Annotated in this window: 20 protein-coding genes; 11 read left to right on the plus strand and 9 right to left on the minus strand. The window is 72.0% G+C overall.

Going from position 1 to position 18,365, the window contains the following annotated elements; translation table 11 throughout:
• Positions 1-19: 19 nt before the first annotated feature.
• A complete protein-coding gene (locus tag ACZ4VA_RS02540; protein ID WP_468079364.1) occupies positions 20-1,648 on the minus strand; it encodes an ABC transporter substrate-binding protein in 1,629 nt (542 codons plus the stop codon).
• A 228-nt stretch (positions 1,649-1,876) separates the two neighbouring features.
• Here ACZ4VA_RS02540 and ACZ4VA_RS02545 point away from each other — a divergent pair, with 228 nt between their 5' ends.
• From ACZ4VA_RS02545 to ACZ4VA_RS02565, 5 genes are all read left to right on the plus strand, one after another.
• Positions 1,877-2,641, plus strand: a complete 765-nt coding sequence (locus ACZ4VA_RS02545) for a FadR/GntR family transcriptional regulator (RefSeq protein WP_388903712.1) — start codon at positions 1,877-1,879, stop codon at positions 2,639-2,641.
• Between the two features lie 31 nt (positions 2,642-2,672).
• Complete coding sequence (locus ACZ4VA_RS02550) at positions 2,673-3,146, plus strand: protein-tyrosine phosphatase family protein (protein ID WP_468079366.1); 474 nt, start codon at positions 2,673-2,675, stop codon at positions 3,144-3,146.
• Between the two features lie 214 nt (positions 3,147-3,360).
• Positions 3,361-3,576 (plus strand): hypothetical protein, encoded by a 216-nt coding sequence (locus ACZ4VA_RS02555; RefSeq protein ID WP_356168724.1) that lies wholly within the window; start codon positions 3,361-3,363, stop codon positions 3,574-3,576.
• Between the two features lie 214 nt (positions 3,577-3,790).
• Entirely contained in the window at positions 3,791-4,537 is a 747-nt protein-coding gene (recO, locus tag ACZ4VA_RS02560) for a DNA repair protein RecO (protein ID WP_356168721.1), read from the plus strand.
• A 29-nt stretch (positions 4,538-4,566) separates the two neighbouring features.
• Positions 4,567-5,412, plus strand: coding sequence for an isoprenyl transferase (locus ACZ4VA_RS02565; RefSeq protein WP_355792659.1), 846 nt, complete (start codon positions 4,567-4,569; stop codon positions 5,410-5,412).
• A 116-nt stretch (positions 5,413-5,528) separates the two neighbouring features.
• Here ACZ4VA_RS02565 and ACZ4VA_RS02570 read toward each other — a convergent pair whose 3' ends face one another.
• Genes ACZ4VA_RS02570 through ACZ4VA_RS02585 form a run of 4 tightly spaced genes read right to left on the minus strand, consistent with a single transcriptional unit; the run spans position 5,529 to position 8,657 of the window.
• Positions 5,529-5,954 (minus strand): Fur family transcriptional regulator, encoded by a 426-nt coding sequence (locus ACZ4VA_RS02570; protein ID WP_355792656.1) that lies wholly within the window; start codon positions 5,952-5,954, stop codon positions 5,529-5,531.
• 59 nt (positions 5,955-6,013) lie between these two features.
• Complete coding sequence (locus ACZ4VA_RS02575; protein WP_355792653.1) at positions 6,014-6,916, minus strand: metal ABC transporter permease; 903 nt, start codon at positions 6,914-6,916, stop codon at positions 6,014-6,016.
• Complete coding sequence (locus ACZ4VA_RS02580; protein WP_356168718.1) at positions 6,916-7,683, minus strand: metal ABC transporter ATP-binding protein; 768 nt, start codon at positions 7,681-7,683, stop codon at positions 6,916-6,918. The genes ACZ4VA_RS02575 and ACZ4VA_RS02580 overlap by 1 nt, the downstream gene beginning before the upstream one ends.
• Before the next feature lie 17 nt (positions 7,684-7,700).
• Positions 7,701-8,657 carry a zinc ABC transporter substrate-binding protein gene (locus ACZ4VA_RS02585; RefSeq protein ID WP_355779777.1) on the minus strand — a complete coding sequence of 319 codons (957 nt, stop codon included), beginning with the start codon at positions 8,655-8,657 and terminating at the stop codon, positions 7,701-7,703.
• Positions 8,658-8,830: 173 nt separating this feature from the next.
• Here ACZ4VA_RS02585 and ACZ4VA_RS02590 point away from each other — a divergent pair, with 173 nt between their 5' ends.
• The 4 genes from ACZ4VA_RS02590 (at position 8,831) to ACZ4VA_RS02605 (ending at position 12,834) form a co-directional block, all read left to right on the plus strand.
• Positions 8,831-10,213 (plus strand): glycine--tRNA ligase, encoded by a 1,383-nt coding sequence (locus ACZ4VA_RS02590; protein WP_355779780.1) that lies wholly within the window; start codon positions 8,831-8,833, stop codon positions 10,211-10,213.
• Between the two features lie 177 nt (positions 10,214-10,390).
• A complete protein-coding gene (locus tag ACZ4VA_RS02595; RefSeq protein ID WP_356168714.1) occupies positions 10,391-11,002 on the plus strand; it encodes a LysE family translocator in 612 nt (203 codons plus the stop codon).
• A 207-nt stretch (positions 11,003-11,209) separates the two neighbouring features.
• Complete coding sequence (locus tag ACZ4VA_RS02600) at positions 11,210-12,226, plus strand: aldo/keto reductase (protein WP_355779785.1); 1,017 nt, start codon at positions 11,210-11,212, stop codon at positions 12,224-12,226.
• Positions 12,227-12,246: 20 nt separating this feature from the next.
• Positions 12,247-12,834, plus strand: a complete 588-nt coding sequence (locus tag ACZ4VA_RS02605) for a TetR/AcrR family transcriptional regulator (protein WP_355779788.1) — start codon at positions 12,247-12,249, stop codon at positions 12,832-12,834.
• A gap of 22 nt (positions 12,835-12,856) precedes the next feature.
• Here ACZ4VA_RS02605 and ACZ4VA_RS02610 read toward each other — a convergent pair whose 3' ends face one another.
• Positions 12,857-13,312: a VOC family protein gene (locus ACZ4VA_RS02610; RefSeq protein WP_355779790.1), complete on the minus strand. Its 456-nt coding sequence runs from the start codon at positions 13,310-13,312 to the stop codon at positions 12,857-12,859.
• Positions 13,313-13,333: 21 nt separating this feature from the next.
• On the opposite strand from ACZ4VA_RS02610, the gene ACZ4VA_RS02615 reads away from it, so the two are divergent.
• Positions 13,334-13,951 (plus strand): CGNR zinc finger domain-containing protein, encoded by a 618-nt coding sequence (locus tag ACZ4VA_RS02615; protein ID WP_356168708.1) that lies wholly within the window; start codon positions 13,334-13,336, stop codon positions 13,949-13,951.
• 44 nt (positions 13,952-13,995) lie between these two features.
• Here the strand turns inward: ACZ4VA_RS02615 and ACZ4VA_RS02620 are convergent, their stop codons facing one another.
• Together ACZ4VA_RS02620 and ACZ4VA_RS02625 are read right to left on the minus strand one after the other, a co-directional pair.
• Positions 13,996-14,202 carry a hypothetical protein gene (locus ACZ4VA_RS02620; RefSeq protein ID WP_355779796.1) on the minus strand — a complete coding sequence of 69 codons (207 nt, stop codon included), beginning with the start codon at positions 14,200-14,202 and terminating at the stop codon, positions 13,996-13,998.
• Positions 14,203-14,417: 215 nt separating this feature from the next.
• Positions 14,418-15,854 carry an MFS transporter gene (locus tag ACZ4VA_RS02625; protein ID WP_468079371.1) on the minus strand — a complete coding sequence of 479 codons (1,437 nt, stop codon included), beginning with the start codon at positions 15,852-15,854 and terminating at the stop codon, positions 14,418-14,420.
• 101 nt (positions 15,855-15,955) lie between these two features.
• Here ACZ4VA_RS02625 and ACZ4VA_RS02630 point away from each other — a divergent pair, with 101 nt between their 5' ends.
• Entirely contained in the window at positions 15,956-16,858 is a 903-nt protein-coding gene (locus ACZ4VA_RS02630) for a helix-turn-helix transcriptional regulator (protein WP_355779803.1), read from the plus strand.
• 48 nt (positions 16,859-16,906) lie between these two features.
• On the opposite strand, the gene ACZ4VA_RS02635 is transcribed toward ACZ4VA_RS02630, so the two are convergent.
• Positions 16,907-18,352 (minus strand): MFS transporter, encoded by a 1,446-nt coding sequence (locus tag ACZ4VA_RS02635; protein ID WP_468079374.1) that lies wholly within the window; start codon positions 18,350-18,352, stop codon positions 16,907-16,909.
• Positions 18,353-18,365: the final 13 nt, after the last annotated feature.

The following is an 18,365-nucleotide window of genomic DNA, read 5'->3' on the forward strand; positions in this document are numbered from 1 at the left end:
GCGACCACTCTCCCGCCGGCTAGGCCCACTTGGCCTGGAGGAGGTTGACGCCCGGGTAGGGCTGGGCGCGCACGCCCGTGAGCCGCTTCGGGTCCCAGGCCGTCATCAGCTCGTTGTGCACCACCGGGTAGAGGACGGCCTGCTCCGCGACGACGTCGATGTAGTCCTGGATCATCGTCCTCTTGCGGTCGGGGTCCGGCTCCCGCGTCGCCTGGTCCATGTCCCGGAACAGCTTCCTGGCGACCGGGTCACCGGCCCAGCGCGCGTAGCCCATCCACAGGTTCCGGGGGCCGTAGTTGTAGTGCATGATCAGGTCGGCGTCGAGGCCGAACTGGTTCGGGTTCGAGGCGGCGGCCACCACCTGGTAGTCCCGCTTCTGGTCCATCTTCGTGAAGACGGCCGTGGTCTCCTGCGGCGAGAGGGTGGTCTTCACGCCGATCGCGTCCCAGGACGCCTTGATGGTGGGCAGGCAGTCGACGATCCAGCTGACGTTGACCGCGAGGACGTCGATCCTGAGCCCCTCGACGCCGGCCTCCTTCAGGAGCTTCCGCGCCTTGTCCGGGTCGTAGGAGTAGACCGTCTTCGCGGGCCGGTAGGCGGGGTTGGCCTCGTTCAGGAACGAAGTCGACGCCCTGCCGTGGCCCTTGAGCGCGACCTCGACCATCTTGTCGGTGTCGATGGCGTAGTGCAGCGCCTGGCGGACCCGTACGTCGTCGAAGGGCTTGTGCCGGGTGTTGAACATGAGGAAGAGGTTGTTCATGCCCGCGCCGCCCTGCACGGTCAGGCCGCTCCTCTTCAGCTGCCCGATGTTGGCGTACGGGATGTTGTCGGCGAGCTGGGCCCCGGCGCTCGCCCCGGAGATCTTCGCGACGCGCGGCGCGGCGTCCACGATGGTCAGCCAGTTCATCCTGCGGAACGCGGCCTCGCGCGGGCCGTTGTAGTCGTCGAAGGCCTCGAAGGTCGTGTTGGACTTCGGGTGGTGGGCGGTCTGCCGGTACGGGCCCGATCCCACCGCCTTGCCCTTGATCGCCTCGTCCCAGGCGCCCGCCTTGGAGAAGACGTGCTTCGGCATGATCTTCGCCAGCGTGAGCCGCGAGATCCCCTCCGGGAAGGGGAACTTGAGGATCAGCTCTACGTTCCGCGCGTCGATCTTCCGGACCGTCCGCAGCCAGGGCGCGAAGAAGCCCTTGGCGAGGGTCTGCGTGTCCGGGTCGAGGATCCGGTCGAAGACGAAGACGACGTCGTCCGCCGTGACGGGCCGGCCGTCGTGGAACCGGGCGCCCGCGCGTAACTCGAACTTCCAGGAGATGCCCGTCAGATCGGCGGGAACCTCGGTGGCGAGCGCCGCGTACGGCTCGCGGGAGATCGGGTCGGTGTCGAGCAGGCCCTCGTAGATGTGGTTGTTGGCGGCCATGGAGAACGCGGAGGCGGTCTGCGTGGGGTCCCAGCTGCCGTCGTTGCCGTAACCGATGACGGCGGTCAGCGTGCCGCCCTCGCCCCCCTTCCCGCCCCCGGTGTCGTTCGTCGACTCCGGCCCGGACGAACAGGCGGACAGCGACGAGGAGACGGCGGCGGCCGCGCCGAGCGCACCGCCGTACTTCAGGAACGACCGGCGGTGCGGCGCCGGAGAGCGGGTCACGTCGCGCACGGTTCCTCCAGCGGGAGTGGGAGAGCGGCTCGAACGAGGGGAACGAGGAGAGATACGACGTCCTACGTCATGGGCGGCAGCGTGACCATAGGAGGGGCCGTGGGGGCGGTCAAGGGTCCGCGCACGAATGGCGCGTATGCCACAGGTGCGACCAATGAAGCCGCGGAATCAGGGGCGTTGGGGTTTGGTCCGCCGCGAGATGGGACGTCCGATGTCGGCGCGCGTACGATGCGGCGCATGGTTGAGGAGACCGGGAACCGGCCCAGGCCCACCGCCGGGACGCGCATCCCCCGTGAACGGCGCGTGAGCAGCCAGATCCAGCGTGAGGTCATGCAGCTGATCCTCGACCGCAGGCTCCAGGCGGGCGCCTCGCTGCCCACCGAGACCGAGCTGATGGAGGACCTCGGCGTGAGCCGCAACTCCGTCCGCGAGGCCCTCAAGGCGCTCCAGGCCCTGGACATAGTGGAGATCAGGCACGGCTACGGCACCTATGTCGGCCAGGCCTCGCTGACCCCCCTCGTCGACGGCCTCACCTTCCGCACGCTGGCCCAGCAGGACGACGACACCAGCGCGCTCGCCGAGATCCTCCAGGTCCGCGAGGTCTTGGAGGAGGGCCTGATCCGGCGGGTCGCCGCCACGCTCTCCGAGGCCGAGCTCGACCGCCTCGAATCCGTGGTGTCCCGGATGGAGGAGGCGGGCCGCGACGGCCTGCCCTTCCCCGAACTCGACCGCGAGTTCCACGAGTTGCTGTACGCCTCGCTCGGCAACGCCCTCGTCCCGCAGCTCCTCGGCGCCTTCTGGACCGTCTTCCGGCGCGTCGCGGGCGCCCGCGGCTGGACCGACGACCCCGCGCCCGGACTGACCGTGCGCCGCCACCGCGACATCGTCACCGCCCTGCGCGCCCGCGACGTCGAGGCCGCCCAGCGCGCGATGGCGGACCACTTCCGGGGCATCGAGTCCCGCGCGGCCCAGGAGTCGCACGGAGTCGGATGACCCCGTCCCGGGCGCGATCTACGCTGAGTCGGTGACCGACACCTGGGACCCCGCCGGCGCCGGGGTGCTGCGTCTGCCCTCCGGCCGGCTGGTCCGCGGCCGCGCCCTGCGCCGTCCCCTGCCGCCCGGCACCCCCGCCCCCTCGTGCGCCGTGTACCTCCTCGGCCGCCGGCCGCCCGAGGTGCCGTGGGAGTCCCATTGGCTGCGCTGGCCGGACTTCCGCCTGCCCGCCGACCACGCGGAGGCCCGCGAGGTGCTCACCGACGCCTGGCGGCGGGCCGCCGGGGAACGCGTGGAGGTCGCCTGCGGCGGCGGTCGCGGGCGCACCGGGACCGCGCTGGCCTGCCTGGCGGTCCTCGACGGCGTACCACCCCGCGAGGCGGTCGCCTACGTCCGCTCCCACTACGACCGGCACGCGGTGGAGACGCCCTGGCAGCGGCGGTACGTGCACCGCTTCCAAGGCGGGGACGGGCCCGGACCCGCGTCCCGCACTGCGCACTTGTGAAGCACGGACTCCGGCCGAGTGTAGGTGCCCCGCGTCACACCCGGCGTGCGAAGAGTGAAACTCGCAGCCACCGGGGAGCAGGGGGGAGGCAGTGCACGTACCACCGGGGGCGATTCCCGACGTCCGGCGTCGGCGAGGCGGAGGAAGCAGTGAAGGAATTGCGGGCAGCAACAGCAAACACCGGGAACACCTCGCCGGCGCTCCGGAGCCGCCGATGAAGCCGCCGATCGGTGCGTACGTCGTCGACCTCCACACCGGGAGGGTGGGCATCGTCATGGGGCACGAGGGTCCGTACGTCCAGCTGAGGCCCTACGGCGGCGGCCGGGAGTGGGACTGCGAGCCCGACGCCCTGCGCGGGGCCACCGTCGCCGAGCGGCTCAGCGCGGCCACCGCCTACGCCAACGCGCGCAGCCGCGGCGAGGTGCCTTGAAGCGGAGCGGCCGGCGGGGCCGACGGGGGCCGGCACCGAAAGGAGCCGCCCCGGCCCGGAGCACGGGCGCCGTAGGCGAGAATGGGGGCATGAGTCTGTTCCGCGTCGACGGCACCGCGCCGCGCCCCCGGAAGTCCGGTGAGGCGGGCCGGACCGTGCCGCGGCCGGCCCGGCGCCCCGCCGCGCGCCGACCGGGCCGGCCCGGGAGCGGGCGATGAGCCTCTTCCGCGACGACGGCGTCGTCCTGCGGACCCAGAAGCTCGGCGAGGCGGACCGGATCATCACGCTGCTGACCCGCGGCCACGGGCGCGTGCGAGCCGTGGCGCGGGGGGTGCGGCGCACCAAGTCGAAGTTCGGGGCGCGGCTCGAACCGTTCTCGCACGTGGACGTGCAGTTCTTCGCGCGGGGCAGCGAGCTGGTCGGGCGCGGGCTGCCGCTGTGCACGCAGAGCGAGACGATCGCCCCCTACGGCGGCGGGATCGTCACCGACTACGCGCGCTACACCGCGGGCACGGCCATGCTGGAGACCGCCGAGCGGTTCACCGACCACGAGGGCGAACCGGCGGTCCAGCAGTACCTGCTGCTGGTCGGCGGGCTGCGCACCCTCGCCCGCGGCGAGCACGAGCCGCATCTCGTCCTCGACGCCTTCCTGCTGCGTTCCCTGGCCGTGAACGGCTACGCGCCGAGCTTCACCGACTGCGCGAAGTGCGGGATGCCCGGACCGAACCGCTTCTTCTCGGTGGCCGCGGGCGGCTCCGTCTGCGTCGACTGCCGGGTGCCCGGCAGCGTCGTACCCTCGGCGCAGGCCCTGGAACTGCTCGGCGCGCTGCTCACGGGAGACTGGGCCACCGCGGACGCCTGCGAGGCCCGGTACGTCCGGGAGGGCAGCGGGCTGGTGTCGGCGTACCTGCACTGGCACCTGGAGCGCGGCCTGCGCTCCCTGCGGTACGTAGAGAAATAGGCGCACGGAATCAAGGAGACGAGAAACACATGGTCGTACGCGGGATCCTGGGACGCCAGCGCCGCGAGTACAGGACGCCGGAGCCGCACCCGTCCGGTGCCACGGCGCCCAAGCTGCCCGGCGAGCTGATCCCGAACCATGTGGCGGTCGTCATGGACGGGAACGGCCGGTGGGCCAAGGAGCGCGGGCTGCCGCGCACCGAGGGGCACCGGGTCGGCGAGGGTGTCGTCATGGACGTCCTCAAGGGCTGCCTGGAACTGGGCGTGAAGAACCTGTCCCTGTACGCCTTCTCGACGGAGAACTGGAAGCGCTCGCCCGACGAGGTCCGCTTCCTGATGAACTTCAACAAGGACGTCATCCGCCGCCGCCGGGACGAGATGGACGAGCTGGGCATCCGCATCCGCTGGGTCGGCCGGATGCCCAAGCTGTGGAAGTCGGTCGTCCAGGAGCTCCAGGTCGCCCAGGAGCAGACGGAGAAGAACGACGCGATGACGCTGTACTTCTGCGTCAACTACGGCGGGCGGGCCGAGCTCGCGGACGCCGCGAAGGCGCTGGCCGCCGACGTCGCCGCGGGCCGGCTCGACCCCGACAAGGTCACCGAGAAGACGATCCAGAAGTACCTGTACTACCCGGACATGCCGGACGTCGACCTCTTCCTGCGGCCCAGCGGCGAGCAGCGCATCTCCAACTACCTGATCTGGCAGTCGAGTTACGCGGAGATGGTGTTCCAGGACGTCCTGTGGCCCGACTTCGACCGCCGTGACCTGTGGCGCGCCTGCGTCGAGTACGCCTCCCGGGACCGCCGCTTCGGCGGGGCCGTCCCGAACGAGGACCTGCTCGCGATGGAGGCGGCCATGAGGGGCAACCCCGAATAGACCGGCACAGACCGGCACAGACCGGCACAGACCGGTGCACACGAAGGCGGGGCCGTGGTCCACGGCCCCGCCTTCGTCGTTCTCGTCCGGGCCGCCGACGGGCCCGGATCTTCGTGCTATCCCTCGGTGGCCGGGCACTGCGCGCACTCCGCGCAGGTGCCGAAGATCTCGACCGTGTGGGCCACGTTCACGTAGCCGTGCTCGGCGGCGATCGCCTCCGCCCACTTCTCCACGGCCGGTCCCTCGACCTCCACCGCCTTGCCGCAGACCCGGCAGACGAGGTGGTGGTGGTGCTCGCCGCTGGAGCAGCGGCGGTACACGGACTCGCCGTCGGACGTGCGCAGGACGTCCACCTCGCCGGCGTCGGCGAGCGACTGGAGCGTGCGGTAGACGGTCGTCAGGCCGACCGAGTCGCCCTTGTGCTTGAGCATGTCGTGCAGATCCTGCGCACTGCGGAACTCGTCCACCTCGTCGAGCGCCGCCGCCACGGCGGCACGCTGCCGGGTGGAGCGGCCCTTCACGGACGGTCCAGCGGTCGTCACCGGTTGCCTCCTCACGTCTGCACTTGCCGGGCCATTGTGCCAGTCCGGCCTGTCCGTGGTCAGACGCCGACCTTGCCGTCGGATCCCCGGCTGGCCGGAATCACGCACTCCGCGGGATCCCCGGCGGGCTGCGCGGCGGCCAGTGCCCGCGCGCGGCGCCGGGCCAGTGGTGCGGCCAGCAGCGTGAGCGCGAAGAAGGCGCCGATGGCCATCAGTACGATCGTCGCACCGGGCGGCACGTCCTGGTAGTACGACGTGGTGGTGCCGCCGACCATGACGGTCACGCCGATGGCGACGGCGATCGCGAAGGTGGCCGCGAAACTGCGGCTCAGCTGCTGGGCCGCCGCCACGGGGACCACCATCAGCGCCGACACCAGCAGCAGCCCGACGACCCGCATCGCGACCGTCACCGTGACCGCCGCGGTGACCGCGACCAGCAGGTTCAGGGCGCGCACCGGCAGCCCGGTGACCCGCGCGAACTCCTCGTCCTGGCTGACCGCGAAGAGCTGGCGGCGCAGGCCCACGGTGACGAGCACCACGAACCCGGCCAGCAGGCAGATGGCGGTCACGTCGGACTCCGACACCGTCGACAGGGAGCCGAAGAGGTACGAGACGAGGTTGGCGTTCGAACCGCCCGGCGCGAAGTTGATGAGCATCACGCCGCCCGCCATGCCGCCGTAGAAGAGCATGGCGAGGGCGATGTCGCCGCGGGTCTTGCCGTACCAGCGGATCAGCTCCATGAGGACGGCACCGAGGACGGAGACGAGCGTCGCCATCCACACCGGGGACCAGGACAGCAGGAAGCCGAGGCCGACACCGGTCATCGCGACGTGGCCGATGCCGTCGCCCATCAGGGCCTGGCGGCGCTGGACGAGGTAGATGCCGACGGCGGGGGCGGTGACGCCGACCAGGACGGCGGCGATCAGGGCCCGCTGCATGAAGGCGTAGTTCAGGATCTCCATCAGCTCAGCAGTCCCGTGCGAATCGGTCCGGCGCCCGCCGGTGCGTGCGGGTGTACGTGGTCGTGGCCGGGCAGCGCGTGCTGGCCGAGTGCCCGCGGGGGCGGTCCGTCGTGGGTCACGCAGCCCTCGCGCAGGACGACCGCCCGGTCGATGAGCGGCTCCAGGGGGCCCAGCTCGTGCAGGACGAGCAGGACGGTGGCGCCCTGGTCGACCTGCTCGCGCAGTGTCCGGGCGAGCACCTCCTGGCTGGCCAGGTCGACCCCCGCCATCGGCTCGTCCATGATCAGCAGCTCCGGTTCGGCGGCGAGCGCGCGGGCGATCAGCACCCGCTGGTGCTGGCCGCCGGAGAGGGCGTCGACGGAGTCCTTCGCGCGGTCGCTCATGCCGACCTGCTCCAGGGCCCGGCGGACGGCCTCGCGGTCGGCCCGGCGCAGCACGCCGAAGCGGGCGCGGGAGAGCCGCCCGGAGGAGACGACCTCGGTCACCGTCGCCGGGACGCCTCCGGCGGCCGTCGTGCGCTGCGGTACGTAGCCCACGCGCCGCCAGTCGCGGAACGCGCTCCGGGGGGTGCCGAACAGCTCGATCTCGCCCGCGGTGACGGGCACCTGTCCGATGACGGCGCGCACGGCGGTCGACTTGCCGGAGCCGTTGGCCCCGAGCAGCGCGACGACCTCGCCCCGGCCCACGGTGAGGTCGATGCCGCGCAGGACCGGGCGGGAGCCCAGCTCGGCGCGGACGCCGCGCAGGGATATGACGGGCTCACCCATGAAGTCCTCCGGTCCTCTCATTTGGCGCCCAGGGCCGCTTCGAGGGCCTTGAGGTTGGAGTTCATGACCTGCAGGTAGTCGTCGCCCGCCGACCTGTCGGTGATGCCCTCGAGCGGGTCGAGGACGGCCGTCCTGAGGCCGGCGTCCCGGGCGAGCGTCCTGGCGGTCTTGTCGGACACCAGTGTCTCGTAGAAGACCGTGGTGACGCCGTCGGCCTTGGCCTCCTGGTGGAGTTCCCTGATCCGGGCGGGGCTCGGCTCGCTCTCCGGGTCGAGGCCGGTGATGGCCTCCTGGGTCAGGCCGTAGCGCTCGGCGAGGTAGCCGAAGGCGGCGTGGTTGGTGAAGAAGACCTTGGTGCCGGTGTTCTTCAGGCCGTCCTCGAAGCGGGAGTCGAGCGCGTCGAGCTTGCCGGTCAGCGCCTCGGCGTTCTTCGCGTAGTCGGCCGCGTGGTCCGGGTCGGCCTTCTCGAAGGCGGCCGCCACGCCCTTGGCGACCTCGGCGTACTTCACCGGGTCCAGCCACACGTGCGGGTCCCGGGCGTGCTCCTCCTTCTCGGCGGACGCCTCCTCGCCCTCGTGGGCGTGCTCGACGTCGCCGTGGTCCTCCAGCTTCGTCAGCGTCGCCGCGTCGATCGTGTTCCCGACGCCGGACTGCGCGACGGCCTCGTCCACGGCGGGCTGGAGTCCCTTGAGGTAGAGCACCGCGTCGGCCTCCTGGAGCTGCGCGGTCTGCTTGGCGCTGATCTCCAGGTCGTGCGGTTCCTGGCCGGGCTTGGTGAGCGTCGTCACATTCACGTGGTCGCCGCCGATCCGCTCGGCGAGGTACTGCATCGGATAGAACGACGCGACGACGTCGAACTTGTCCGTGTTGCCCGCGGCCGCGCTGTCCGAGGAGCAGGCGGAGAGGGTGCCGATACCGACCGTGGTGGCCGCCGCGAGGGCTATGCCGGATATGTGACGCCGTCGTACGTTCATGACAGTCATTTTCAACTGAACTGGAAACGATTGTCAACAAGCTCTCTCGGCGGCCCTCTGGCGGACCGATTTGATTGTGGGGGAGGCCACGCCGGTAACCTGAAGCATTCGCTCTGAAGCAATGCTCCGCAGCATCTCGCTTCGTCGCCCGTCGTCGTAATGAAGAGAGCACCGTGGCCGCCGACAAGATCGACTCCATCGTCAGCCTGAGCAAGCGCCGTGGCTTCGTATTCCCCTGCAGTGAGATCTACGGCGGCCAGAAGGCCGCCTGGGACTACGGGCCGCTGGGTGTCGAGCTCAAGGAGAACATCAAGCGCCAGTGGTGGCGTTACATGGTCACCTCCCGCGAGGACGTCGTCGGTCTCGACTCGTCGGTGATCCTGGCCACCGAGGTCTGGGTCGCCTCCGGCCATGTCGCCACGTTCAGCGACCCCCTCACCGAGTGCACCTCCTGTCACAAGCGCTACCGCGCCGACCACCTGGAGGAGGCCTACGAGGCGAAGCACAACCGCCTCCCGGAGAACGGCCTCGCGGACATCAACTGCCCCAACTGCGGCAACAAGGGCCAGTTCACCGAGCCCAAGCAGTTCTCGGGTCTGCTCTCCACGCACCTCGGCCCCACCCAGGACAGCGGCTCGGTCGCCTACCTGCGTCCCGAGACCGCGCAGGGCATCTTCACCAACTTCGCCCAGGTCCAGCAGACCTCGCGCCGCAAGCCGCCGTTCGGCATCGCGCAGATGGGCAAGTCCTTCCGCAACGAGATCACGCCCGGCAACTTCATCTTCCGCACCCGCGAGTTCGAGCAGATGGAGATGGAGTTCTTCGTCAAGCCGGGCGAGGACGAGAAGTGGCAGGAGTTCTGGATGCAGGAGCGCTGGAACTGGTACACCGGACTCGGCCTGCGCGAGGAGAACATGCGCTGGTACGAGCACCCGGCGGAGAAGCTCTCGCACTACTCCAAGCGCACCGCCGACATCGAGTACCGCTTCCAGTTCGGTGGCAACGAGTGGGGTGAGCTGGAGGGCGTCGCCAACCGCACGGACTACGACCTGTCCGCGCACTCCAAGGCCTCCGGCCAGGACCTCTCCTACTTCGACCAGGAGGCCGGCGAGCGCTGGACCCCCTACGTCATCGAGCCCGCCGCCGGTGTCGGCCGCGCGATGCTGGCCTTCCTGCTCGACGCGTACGTCGAGGACGAGGCCCCCAACGCCAAGGGCAAGATGGAGAAGCGCACGGTGCTGCGCCTCGACCCGCGCCTGTCGCCGGTCAAGGTCGCCGTCCTGCCGCTGTCCCGCAACCCGGAGCTGTCCCCGAAGGCCAAGGGTCTCGCCTCCGCGCTGCGCCAGCACTGGAACATCGACTTCGACGACGCGGGCGCCATCGGCCGCCGCTACCGCCGCCAGGACGAGATCGGTACGCCGTTCTGCGTGACGGTCGACTTCGACACCCTCGACGACAACGCCGTCACGGTGCGCGAGCGCGACTCGATGAAGCAGGAGCGGGTCTCCCTCGACCAGATCGAGGGCTACCTGGCCGCTCGCCTCATCGGCTGCTGACGCACGCCCGGCCCAGGCCCCCGGTTCCGCCTCGCGGAGCCGGGGGCTTCGTCGTGCCCGGGGGCCGGTCAGCGGGCGCCTCGGGGCCGGGGAGTGGTCCCGGCCGGCGCATTGGTCCTGGTTCCGCGTCGCCGATTGGTCCTGGAGGCGGGGTGCCGCGCCCGCCAGGCTGGCCGCATGAGCATCGCGTTCCTGCTGACCACCCTCGTCGTGGTCGCCACTCCCGGTACCGGCGTCGTCTACACCCTGGCGGCCGGTCTCTCCCGGGGCCGGCGCGCCGGCGTCGTCGCCGCCTTCGCCTGCACGCTGGGGATCGTGCCGCACCTGCTGGCCACGGTCACCGGCGTCGCCGCCCTCATGCAGACCAGCGACACCGCCTTCCAGATCCTCAAGTACGCCGGGGTCGCCTACCTGCTGCACATGGCCTGGGCCACGCTGCGGGACAAGGAGGCACTCGTCGTGGACCGGCGGGAGGCGCCCCGACCGGCGGGCCGGGTCGTCGTATCGGGCGTGCTGGTCAACCTCCTCAACCCGAAGCTGACGATCTTCTTCTTCGCGTTCCTGCCGCAGTTCGTCGGCACCGCCGAACCGGGCTCCCTGGTACGGATGCTGATGCTCGGCGGGGTGTTCATGGCGGCGACGTTCGTCGTCTTCGCCGCGTACGGCGTCCTCGCGGCCTCCCTCCGCGACCGGGTCACCTCCCGCCCCCGGGTGATGGCCTGGCTGCGCCGCAGCTTCGCGGGCTCCTTCCTGGCCCTGGGCGCGAAGCTGGCGCTGACGGCCCGCTGACGCAGGTCGCGCCGGTGCCGGGCCGGGAAGCGGGTGGGACCGGGGTGCGAAGGCGGGCCCGTACGGACCTCACTGGGACCCGGTGACACATGACAGCTGACAGATATTGAAATCTGTCAGCTGTCATGCCAGTCTGGGGGTACGCCACCGTCCGGGTCCCGCCCGGGAACGAGCCCGGTCCCCGCCCGGGAACCAGAAGGAGTCCTCATGCACACGCGCCCGCTCGGCACCACCGGCCCCCGGGTCTCCGTCCTCGGCCTCGGCTGCATGGGGATGTCCGCCCTGTACGGCGACGCGGACCGCGCCGAATCCGTAGCGACGATCCACGCCGCCCTCGAAGCGGGCGTCACCCTGCTCGACACCGGCGACTTCTACGGCATGGGCCACAACGAGATGCTGATCGGCGAGGCGCTGCGCACCGCCCCGCAGGCCCGCCGCGAACAGGCGCTGACCAGCGTGAAGTTCGGCGCCCTGCGCGACCCGGACGGCGGCTGGTCCGGCTACGACGGGCGTCCGGCCGCCGTCAGGAACTTCGCCGCGTACTCGCTCCAGAGGCTCGGCGTCGACCACATCGACGTCTACCGGATCGCCCGCGTCGACCCCGACGTGCCGATCGAGGAGACGGTCGGCGCCGTCCAGGAGCTGGTGGAGGCCGGGCACGTACGGCACATCGGGCTCAGCGAGGCGGGCGCCGACACGGTCCGCCGGGCCGCCGCCACGGCGCCGATCTCCGACCTCCAGATCGAGTACTCGCTCATCTCCCGCGGCATCGAGGACGAGATCCTGCCCGCGGTGCGCGAACTGGGCATCGGCGTCACCGCGTACGGCGTGCTCTCGCGCGGGCTCATCTCCGGCCACTTCACCCCGGACCGGCAGCTGGCGGCGAACGACTTCCGCGCCTTCAGCCCCCGCTTCCAGGGCGACAACCTGCGGCACAACCTGTCCCTCGTGGAGGCGCTGCGGAAGATCGCCGAGCAGAAGGACGTCAGCGTCGCGCAGATCGCAATCGCCTGGGTCCTCGCGCAGGCTCCGCGGCACGGCGCGGACATCGTGCCGCTGGTCGGCGCCCGCACCCGAGAGCGGCTGCACGAGGCGCTCGGCGCCCTGGACGTCACGCTGGACGCCGCCGACCTCGCCGCGGTCGAGGAGGCCGTGCCGGCCGGTGCCGCGGCGGGCGACCGCTACCCCGAGGCCCAGATGGCGCACCTCGACAGCGAGCGCTGACCGGGCGGTACGGTTTCGGCATGTCACCGACCACCGAGGCCCTGACCGCCGAGCGCATCCTGGAGGCCACCGAGGACGTGCTGCGCCGGCACGGCCCGGCCAAGGCCACCGTGGTGGACGTGGCGCGGGCGCTCGGTGTCAGTCACGGCAGCGTCTACCGCCACTTCCGCACCAAGGCGGCCCTGCGCGAGGCGGTGACCGAACGCTGGCTGGAGCGGGCCTCCGGGGCGCTGGCGGACATCGCCGAGCAGGACCGGGACCCGGAGCGGCGGCTGCGGGACTGGCTGACGGGCCTGTTCACCGCCAAGCGGCACAAGGCGGGCGACGACCCCGAGTTGTTCGCCACGTACATGGTGCTCATCGGCGAGACCAGCGAGGTCGTCGACCGCCACCTCGCCAAGCTCGTCGGCCAGCTCACCCGCATCGTCGGGGACGGCGTGGCCCTCGGCACGTTCACCGCCGTGGACCCGCCGTCCGCGGCCCGCGCGGTCCTGGACGCCACCGGCCGCTACCACGACCCCTACTACGCCCGTGACTGGCAACTGCCGGGCATCGAGGCCGAGTTCGCGGCGGTGGTGGACCTCGTGACCCGCGGGCTGCGGGCCTGACGGACTTCCGTGACCGGCCTGGTCAGGCCGCGCAGAACTCGTTGCCCTCCGGGTCGCGCATCACCCACCAGTGGCCCGCCGGCCCCTGGTCCACCTCGCGTACGCGCGTCGCGCCGAGGCCCTCCAGGCGGGCCACGAGCGCGTCGAGACCGCCGGGGCCGCTGTGGATGTCGATGTGCAGGCGGTTCTTGACGCTCTTCGGCTCGGGGACGTCCTGGAAGAGCAGACGGCGTCCGTGTCCGACCCCGCTGACCTCGTCGTACGGGTCGTCGGGATGCCGGATCCCCGCGAAGCCGCGGAAGAGGCGGCGGCCGCCGTGCTCGGTGACCGCCTCCTCGGGGAGTCGGCCTGCGGCCAGCAGGCGCTCGATGAGCGGGCCCGGGTCCTCCATCTCGTACTCCAGCGCGGCCGCCCAGAAGTCCGCGAGGGCGGGCGCGTCCTGTGTGTCGATGACGAGCTTCCAGTTCAGTGCTGTCATGTAACCAGTTATATTGGTTACATGGCGGTCGAGTCCAACACCCCGGGCCTGGTGCTCAGTTCTCCCGGCGGCGCCACCTTCCGGTTCGACCCCGGCGCGCTGTGCCTGGAGCTGCTGGTCACCGGCGGACCGGACGCCTTCGCCCGGTACGAGACGCTGCACACGCCCGCCGATCTGGCCGACTGGACCCGCCGGTCGCGGCTGACCCCGACGCCCGCCCTGTCGGTCACCGAGGACGAACTCGCCGACGTCCGCCGCACGCGCGACGCGCTGTGGCGCACGGTCCTCGCCCACACGGGCGGCGAACCCCCGGCCGCCGGCGACCTGGCCCTCCTGAACGAAGCCGCCGCGCGCCCTCCGCTGATCCCCGCCATCGGTCCGGACGGCGCCCGGCGCTGGGCCGGCCCGGCGGACGGCCACCGCCTGCTCTCCACGGTCGCCCGCGACGCCGTCGACCTGCTCACCGGGCCCTGGTCGCACCGCGTCCGCATGTGCGCCGCCGACAACTGCCAGCTGGTGTACGTCGACACCTCGCGGCCGGGCCGCCGCCGCTGGTGCTCGATGGAGCGCTGCGGCAACCGCCACAAGGTGCGGACCCTGCGCGCACGCCGCGGCGAGGGCGTACCCGGAACGGAATGACCGTCCGCGCCCGGGGACGGGCGGGACGGTCGTCCTCTGACGACTTACGACGCCGTGGGGTCCACCGTCGCCTGGTGCGCCTCGGTGAGGTGCTCCTCCGCCTTCAGCCAGGGCAGGAACTGCGCCGCCTTGCGCCAGCCGCACGTGTCGCATCTGATCGAGCGCTGGACGCCCGTGCGCTGGACTCTGACGACGTGCTCGCGCCCGTGCTGGTCCCAGCGGCTCACCTTGCTCGTGTTGATCTGAAGCATGAACACCTCCACGTCGACCGCTGTGAGCGCGCAGCAAGGAGTGTGCAGCAAGACCAACATCAACAGGGCGTCCCACGGGCCGAGTCGACCCCGGGATCGAGCGGCGTCACGTTAAGTCGCGGGCGGGCGGGCGAAGTTGACGCTGCGTGTGCGGCGGGCGTCCCGGAGGGCGGGCCGCGAGACTTCCGGGCCGGGGTCGGACACCGGCACGCGGGCTAGCCGACCGTGCGGGGCAGGCGCAGGCTCAGGGCCGTCGTCAGGACCACCCCGGCGAGCTGGACGAGGAGCGTGATCACCAGGGCGTCCCGCATGCCGTGGCCCGGGACCAGGGCGAGGAACAGGGAACCGAGGGTCGCCACGCCGAGGGCCAGCGCCGACTGCTGGGTCGTGATCATGACGCCGCCGCCGACACCCGCCCGTACGGCCGGGACCTCGGAGAGGACGACCCGGAACAGGACGGGGAGCTGGAGCGCCTGCCCCGCGCCGGCCACCGCCGCGCCCGGCAGCAACTCCAGCACGCCGAGGCCGGGCCACGACCGCCACGCCGCCAGGGCGATGAGCGCCACCCCCACCGCCTGGATCAGACCGCCCGCGGTCACCACCCGCGTGCCGTACCGGGCGACGAGCCGGGGCCCGCACAGCGAGACGGCGAAGAACACCACCGCCATCGGCGCGAGCGCCAGCCCGGCGGCCACCGGTCCGCGACCCGCGCCCTCCTGGAGGGCCACCGCGATCACGAACATGAAGCCGCTGAAGCCGATCGAGAACGGCACGATCATGATCAGGCCGCGGCGCAGCGAGGTCAGCGCCAGCAGCCCCGGCGGCACGAGCGGGGTACGGCCCTGCCGGTCCGCCCGGCGCTCCACCAGGCAGAAGGCCAGCGCCGCGAACGGGAAGAGGATCAGCGACAGCCAGGTCCACAGCGGCCAGCCCGCCGCCCGGCCCTCCGTCAGCGGCAGCAGCAGCGCGAGCATCGCGACGGCCAGCAGCACGGTGCCCGGGCCGTCCACCGGCTCCGGGCGCTGCGAACGGGTCTCCGGGACCGCACGGGCGGCCAGCACCAGTCCCGCGATCACCACGGGCACGTTCACCAGGAACACCGAGCGCCACCCGGTGCCCGCGATGTCCGCCGCGACCAGGACGCCGCCGAGGATCTGCCCGGCCACCATCGACAGGCCGGCCGTCGCGCCGTACAGGCCCATCGCCCTGGCGCGCCGGGGACCCGCGGTCGCCGACTGGATGGTGGCGAGCACCTGCGGCAGCATCGCCGCCGACGCGGCGCCCTGCGCGACCCGCGCCGCCACCAGTGTCCAGGCGGAGGGCGCGAGCCCGCAGGCCAGCGACGTCACGCCGAACGCCGCCATGCCGCCGAGGAAGAGCCGGCGCCGCCCGAACAGGTCGCCGAGCCGCCCGCCGAGCACCAGCAGCACGGCGTACGAGACCCCGTACCCGGCGACCACCAGCTCCAGGACGGCCTCGCTCGCGTCCAGGTCCCGGCCGATCGTCGGCAGGGCCACATTGACGATGAAGAAGTCGATGAGGGGGAGCGCCGCGCCCAGCAGCACGGTGAACAGCCCGAGCGCGCCGAGTACGGGCGGGGCGGCGGGGGAGCGGACGGCACCACGGTCGAGAACAGTTCCGGTATCGGTCACGTCCACGAGCCTGGTCCCGGTCCGAGACGGGTACCAGAGTCTCCTCATCCTGGTAGCAGAAGTACCTGGAAACAGGGTGGGGAGTGCGCGAGGCTGGGACCATGACGACCATGGCCCAGGAGCAGACGGCAGCGGCGAGCCACCACCACGGCCGCGCGGCGGAGATCCGGCGGCACGAGCTGGCCGCCTTCCTGCGCCACCGCCGCGAGCACGTCACCCCCGAGCGGGTGGGCCTGCCCCGCGGTCCGCGCCGGCGCACCCCAGGTCTGCGCCGCGAGGAGGTCGCGCAGCTCGCCGCCGTCGGCGTCACCTGGTACACGTGGCTCGAACAGGCCAGGGACATCCAGGTCTCCGTGCAGGTGCTCGACGCGCTCGCCCGCGCCCTGCTGCTGGACCCCACCGAGCGCGTCCACCTCTTCCAGCTCGCCGGAGCCGTCGACCCGGCGCCCACCGCGGTCTGCCCGTCGGTCACGCCCGCCCTGCGCGGCCTGCTGGAGCAACTGGAGCCCTACCCGGCCTGCGTCCAGAACAGCCGGTACGACATCCTCGCCTACAACCGCACGTACGGACTGCTGCTCTGCGACCTGGACGCGGTGCCGTCGCAGGACCTCAACTGCATGGTCCTCGCCTACACGCACGCGCAGTGGCGCTCGTCGATCGTGCACCTGGAGGAGACCACCCGGCTGATGGCGGCCAGGTTCCGCGCCGCGATGGCCGGGCACCTCGCCGATCCGGCCTGGAAGACGCTGCTCAAGCGGCTGCGGGCCGAGTCCCCGGACTTCTGCGCGGCCTGGGACCGGCACGAGGTGGTCGGCTCGCGCACCAAGCGCAAGGAGTTCCGCAACGTCCACGTCGGCCGGATCACCGTGGACCACACCGACCTGTGGCTGGGCCCTGAGACCGGCCCCCGCCTGGTGACCTACGTGCCCTCGGACGAGGAGTCCCGCGAGCGTCTTCGGCAGCTCCAGGCGATCGCCGAGGAGCGCGCCGCGGCCCGGGCCTGAAGCCGCGCGGACGCGGGCCCGGCCGCCGCTGCCGGGTCCGCCGGGGGCCTACGCCCGGACGCCGGGCGTCTTCGGGGGCTCCGCCGTCTCCAGCCGCTCCGCGGTGCGCTCGGCGGTGCGGCGGGCCCACTGCCCGCTGGTCAGCGCGCCGAGCACCAGCACCATGAAGCCGCAGCCCGCGATGATCCACCAGCCGGGACGGGCCGCCGAGACGAAGGCGTCCCGGTACGGCGAACTCCCCACGCCCGACGCCAGCACCGCGCCGATCACGGCGACCCCGAGGGTCTGGCCGATCTGCCGGCTGGTCGAGGCCACGGCGGCGGCGACACCCGCCTGGGCGCGCGGCATGCCCGAGACGGCGGTGTTCGTGATGGGGGCGTTCACGAAACCGAAGCCGATGCCGAACAGCACGTAGCCGGTCACCAGCGTCACGTTCGACGTCTCCGCCTCGAAAGCGGCGAAGAGCACCCCGCTCACCGTCATCGCGACACCGGCGACCAGCAGCGACAGGCGAGGGCCGCGGCTGCCGACCAGCCGGCCGGAGACCGGCGCCGCCAGGAAGCACATGGCGGCCATCGGCAGCATCCACAGACCGGCGTGCAGCGCGTCCAGCCCTCGCACGTTCTGCAGGTACAGCGTGGACAGGAACAGGAAGCCGCTGAGCGCCGAGAACGCGCCGACCGCGATCACCGTGGCCCCGCTGAACGGCGCCGAGCGGAAGAAGCGCAGGTCGATGAGGGGTTCGGCGCGCCGGGGTTCGTAGCGGAGCAGGCCCGCGAGCGCGGCGACTGTGAGGAGGCCGAAGCCGGCGGTCCTGAGGGCACCCGAGTGGGGCGCCTCGATGATCGCGTAGGTCAGCGAGCCGAGCAGCACGATCACCAGGACCTGGCCGAGCGGGTCCGGGCGGCGGGCCCTGGGCGCGCGGGACTCGGGCACGTAACGCAGCGTCAGCAGCAGCGCCGCGAGACCGACCGGGAGGTTGACCCAGAAGATCGAGCGCCAGCCGACGGAGTCCACGAGCAGTCCACCCACCACCGGCCCGGCGGCCAGGGCTATGCCGACGACGGCGCCCCAGGCGCCGATGGCACGGGCGCGCTCCCGCGGGTCCGTGAAGGTGTTGGTGATGATCGACATCGCCACCGGGTTCAGCATCGAGCCGCCGACGGCCTGGACCGTCCGGAAGGCCACGAGCGAGCCGAGGTTCGGGGCGAGGGAGCACAGCAGCGAGCCGAGGGTGAAGACGACCAGGCCGGCGACGAAGACCTTGCGGCGGCCGATGCGGTCGGCGGTCGACCCCGCGAGCATCAGCAGCGAGGCGAGGACCAGCGTGTAGGCGTCGACGGCCCACTGGAGGCCGGCCACGTCGGCGTGCAACTCCCGCTGCATGGAGGGCAGTGCGACGTTCAGGGCCGTGTTGTCGAGGCTCACGATCAGCAGGCTCATGCAGCAGATCGCGAGCACCAGCATGCGGCGGCGATGACTCAGCTCGGGCATCCACACAGCGTAC

The sequence above is a fragment of the Streptomyces sp. NPDC028308 genome (assembly GCF_055565855.1).

What these genes read in the sequence shown, in the direction of transcription:
- ACZ4VA_RS02585 (WP_355779777.1), bottom strand. Translation starts at nt 8,657, where the DNA reads ATGAACGTACGACGGCGTCACATATCCGGCATAGCCCTCGCGGCGGCC.
- ACZ4VA_RS02635 (WP_468079374.1), bottom strand. Translation starts at nt 18,352, where the DNA reads ATGCCCGAGCTGAGTCATCGCCGCCGCATGCTGGTGCTCGCGATCTGC.
- ACZ4VA_RS02610 (WP_355779790.1), bottom strand. Translation starts at nt 13,312, where the DNA reads ATGACAGCACTGAACTGGAAGCTCGTCATCGACACACAGGACGCGCCC.
- ACZ4VA_RS02595 (WP_356168714.1), top strand. Translation starts at nt 10,391, where the DNA reads ATGAGCATCGCGTTCCTGCTGACCACCCTCGTCGTGGTCGCCACTCCC.
- ACZ4VA_RS02600 (WP_355779785.1), top strand. Translation starts at nt 11,210, where the DNA reads ATGCACACGCGCCCGCTCGGCACCACCGGCCCCCGGGTCTCCGTCCTC.
- ACZ4VA_RS02605 (WP_355779788.1), top strand. Translation starts at nt 12,247, where the DNA reads ATGTCACCGACCACCGAGGCCCTGACCGCCGAGCGCATCCTGGAGGCC.
- ACZ4VA_RS02545 (WP_388903712.1), top strand. Translation starts at nt 1,877, where the DNA reads ATGCGGCGCATGGTTGAGGAGACCGGGAACCGGCCCAGGCCCACCGCC.
- ACZ4VA_RS02630 (WP_355779803.1), top strand. Translation starts at nt 15,956, where the DNA reads ATGACGACCATGGCCCAGGAGCAGACGGCAGCGGCGAGCCACCACCAC.
- ACZ4VA_RS02580 (WP_356168718.1), bottom strand. Translation starts at nt 7,683, where the DNA reads ATGGGTGAGCCCGTCATATCCCTGCGCGGCGTCCGCGCCGAGCTGGGC.
- ACZ4VA_RS02575 (WP_355792653.1), bottom strand. Translation starts at nt 6,916, where the DNA reads ATGGAGATCCTGAACTACGCCTTCATGCAGCGGGCCCTGATCGCCGCC.
- ACZ4VA_RS02615 (WP_356168708.1), top strand. Translation starts at nt 13,334, where the DNA reads ATGGCGGTCGAGTCCAACACCCCGGGCCTGGTGCTCAGTTCTCCCGGC.
- ACZ4VA_RS02565 (WP_355792659.1), top strand. Translation starts at nt 4,567, where the DNA reads ATGGTCGTACGCGGGATCCTGGGACGCCAGCGCCGCGAGTACAGGACG.
- recO (WP_356168721.1), top strand. Translation starts at nt 3,791, where the DNA reads ATGAGCCTCTTCCGCGACGACGGCGTCGTCCTGCGGACCCAGAAGCTC.
- ACZ4VA_RS02555 (WP_356168724.1), top strand. Translation starts at nt 3,361, where the DNA reads ATGAAGCCGCCGATCGGTGCGTACGTCGTCGACCTCCACACCGGGAGG.
- ACZ4VA_RS02620 (WP_355779796.1), bottom strand. Translation starts at nt 14,202, where the DNA reads ATGCTTCAGATCAACACGAGCAAGGTGAGCCGCTGGGACCAGCACGGG.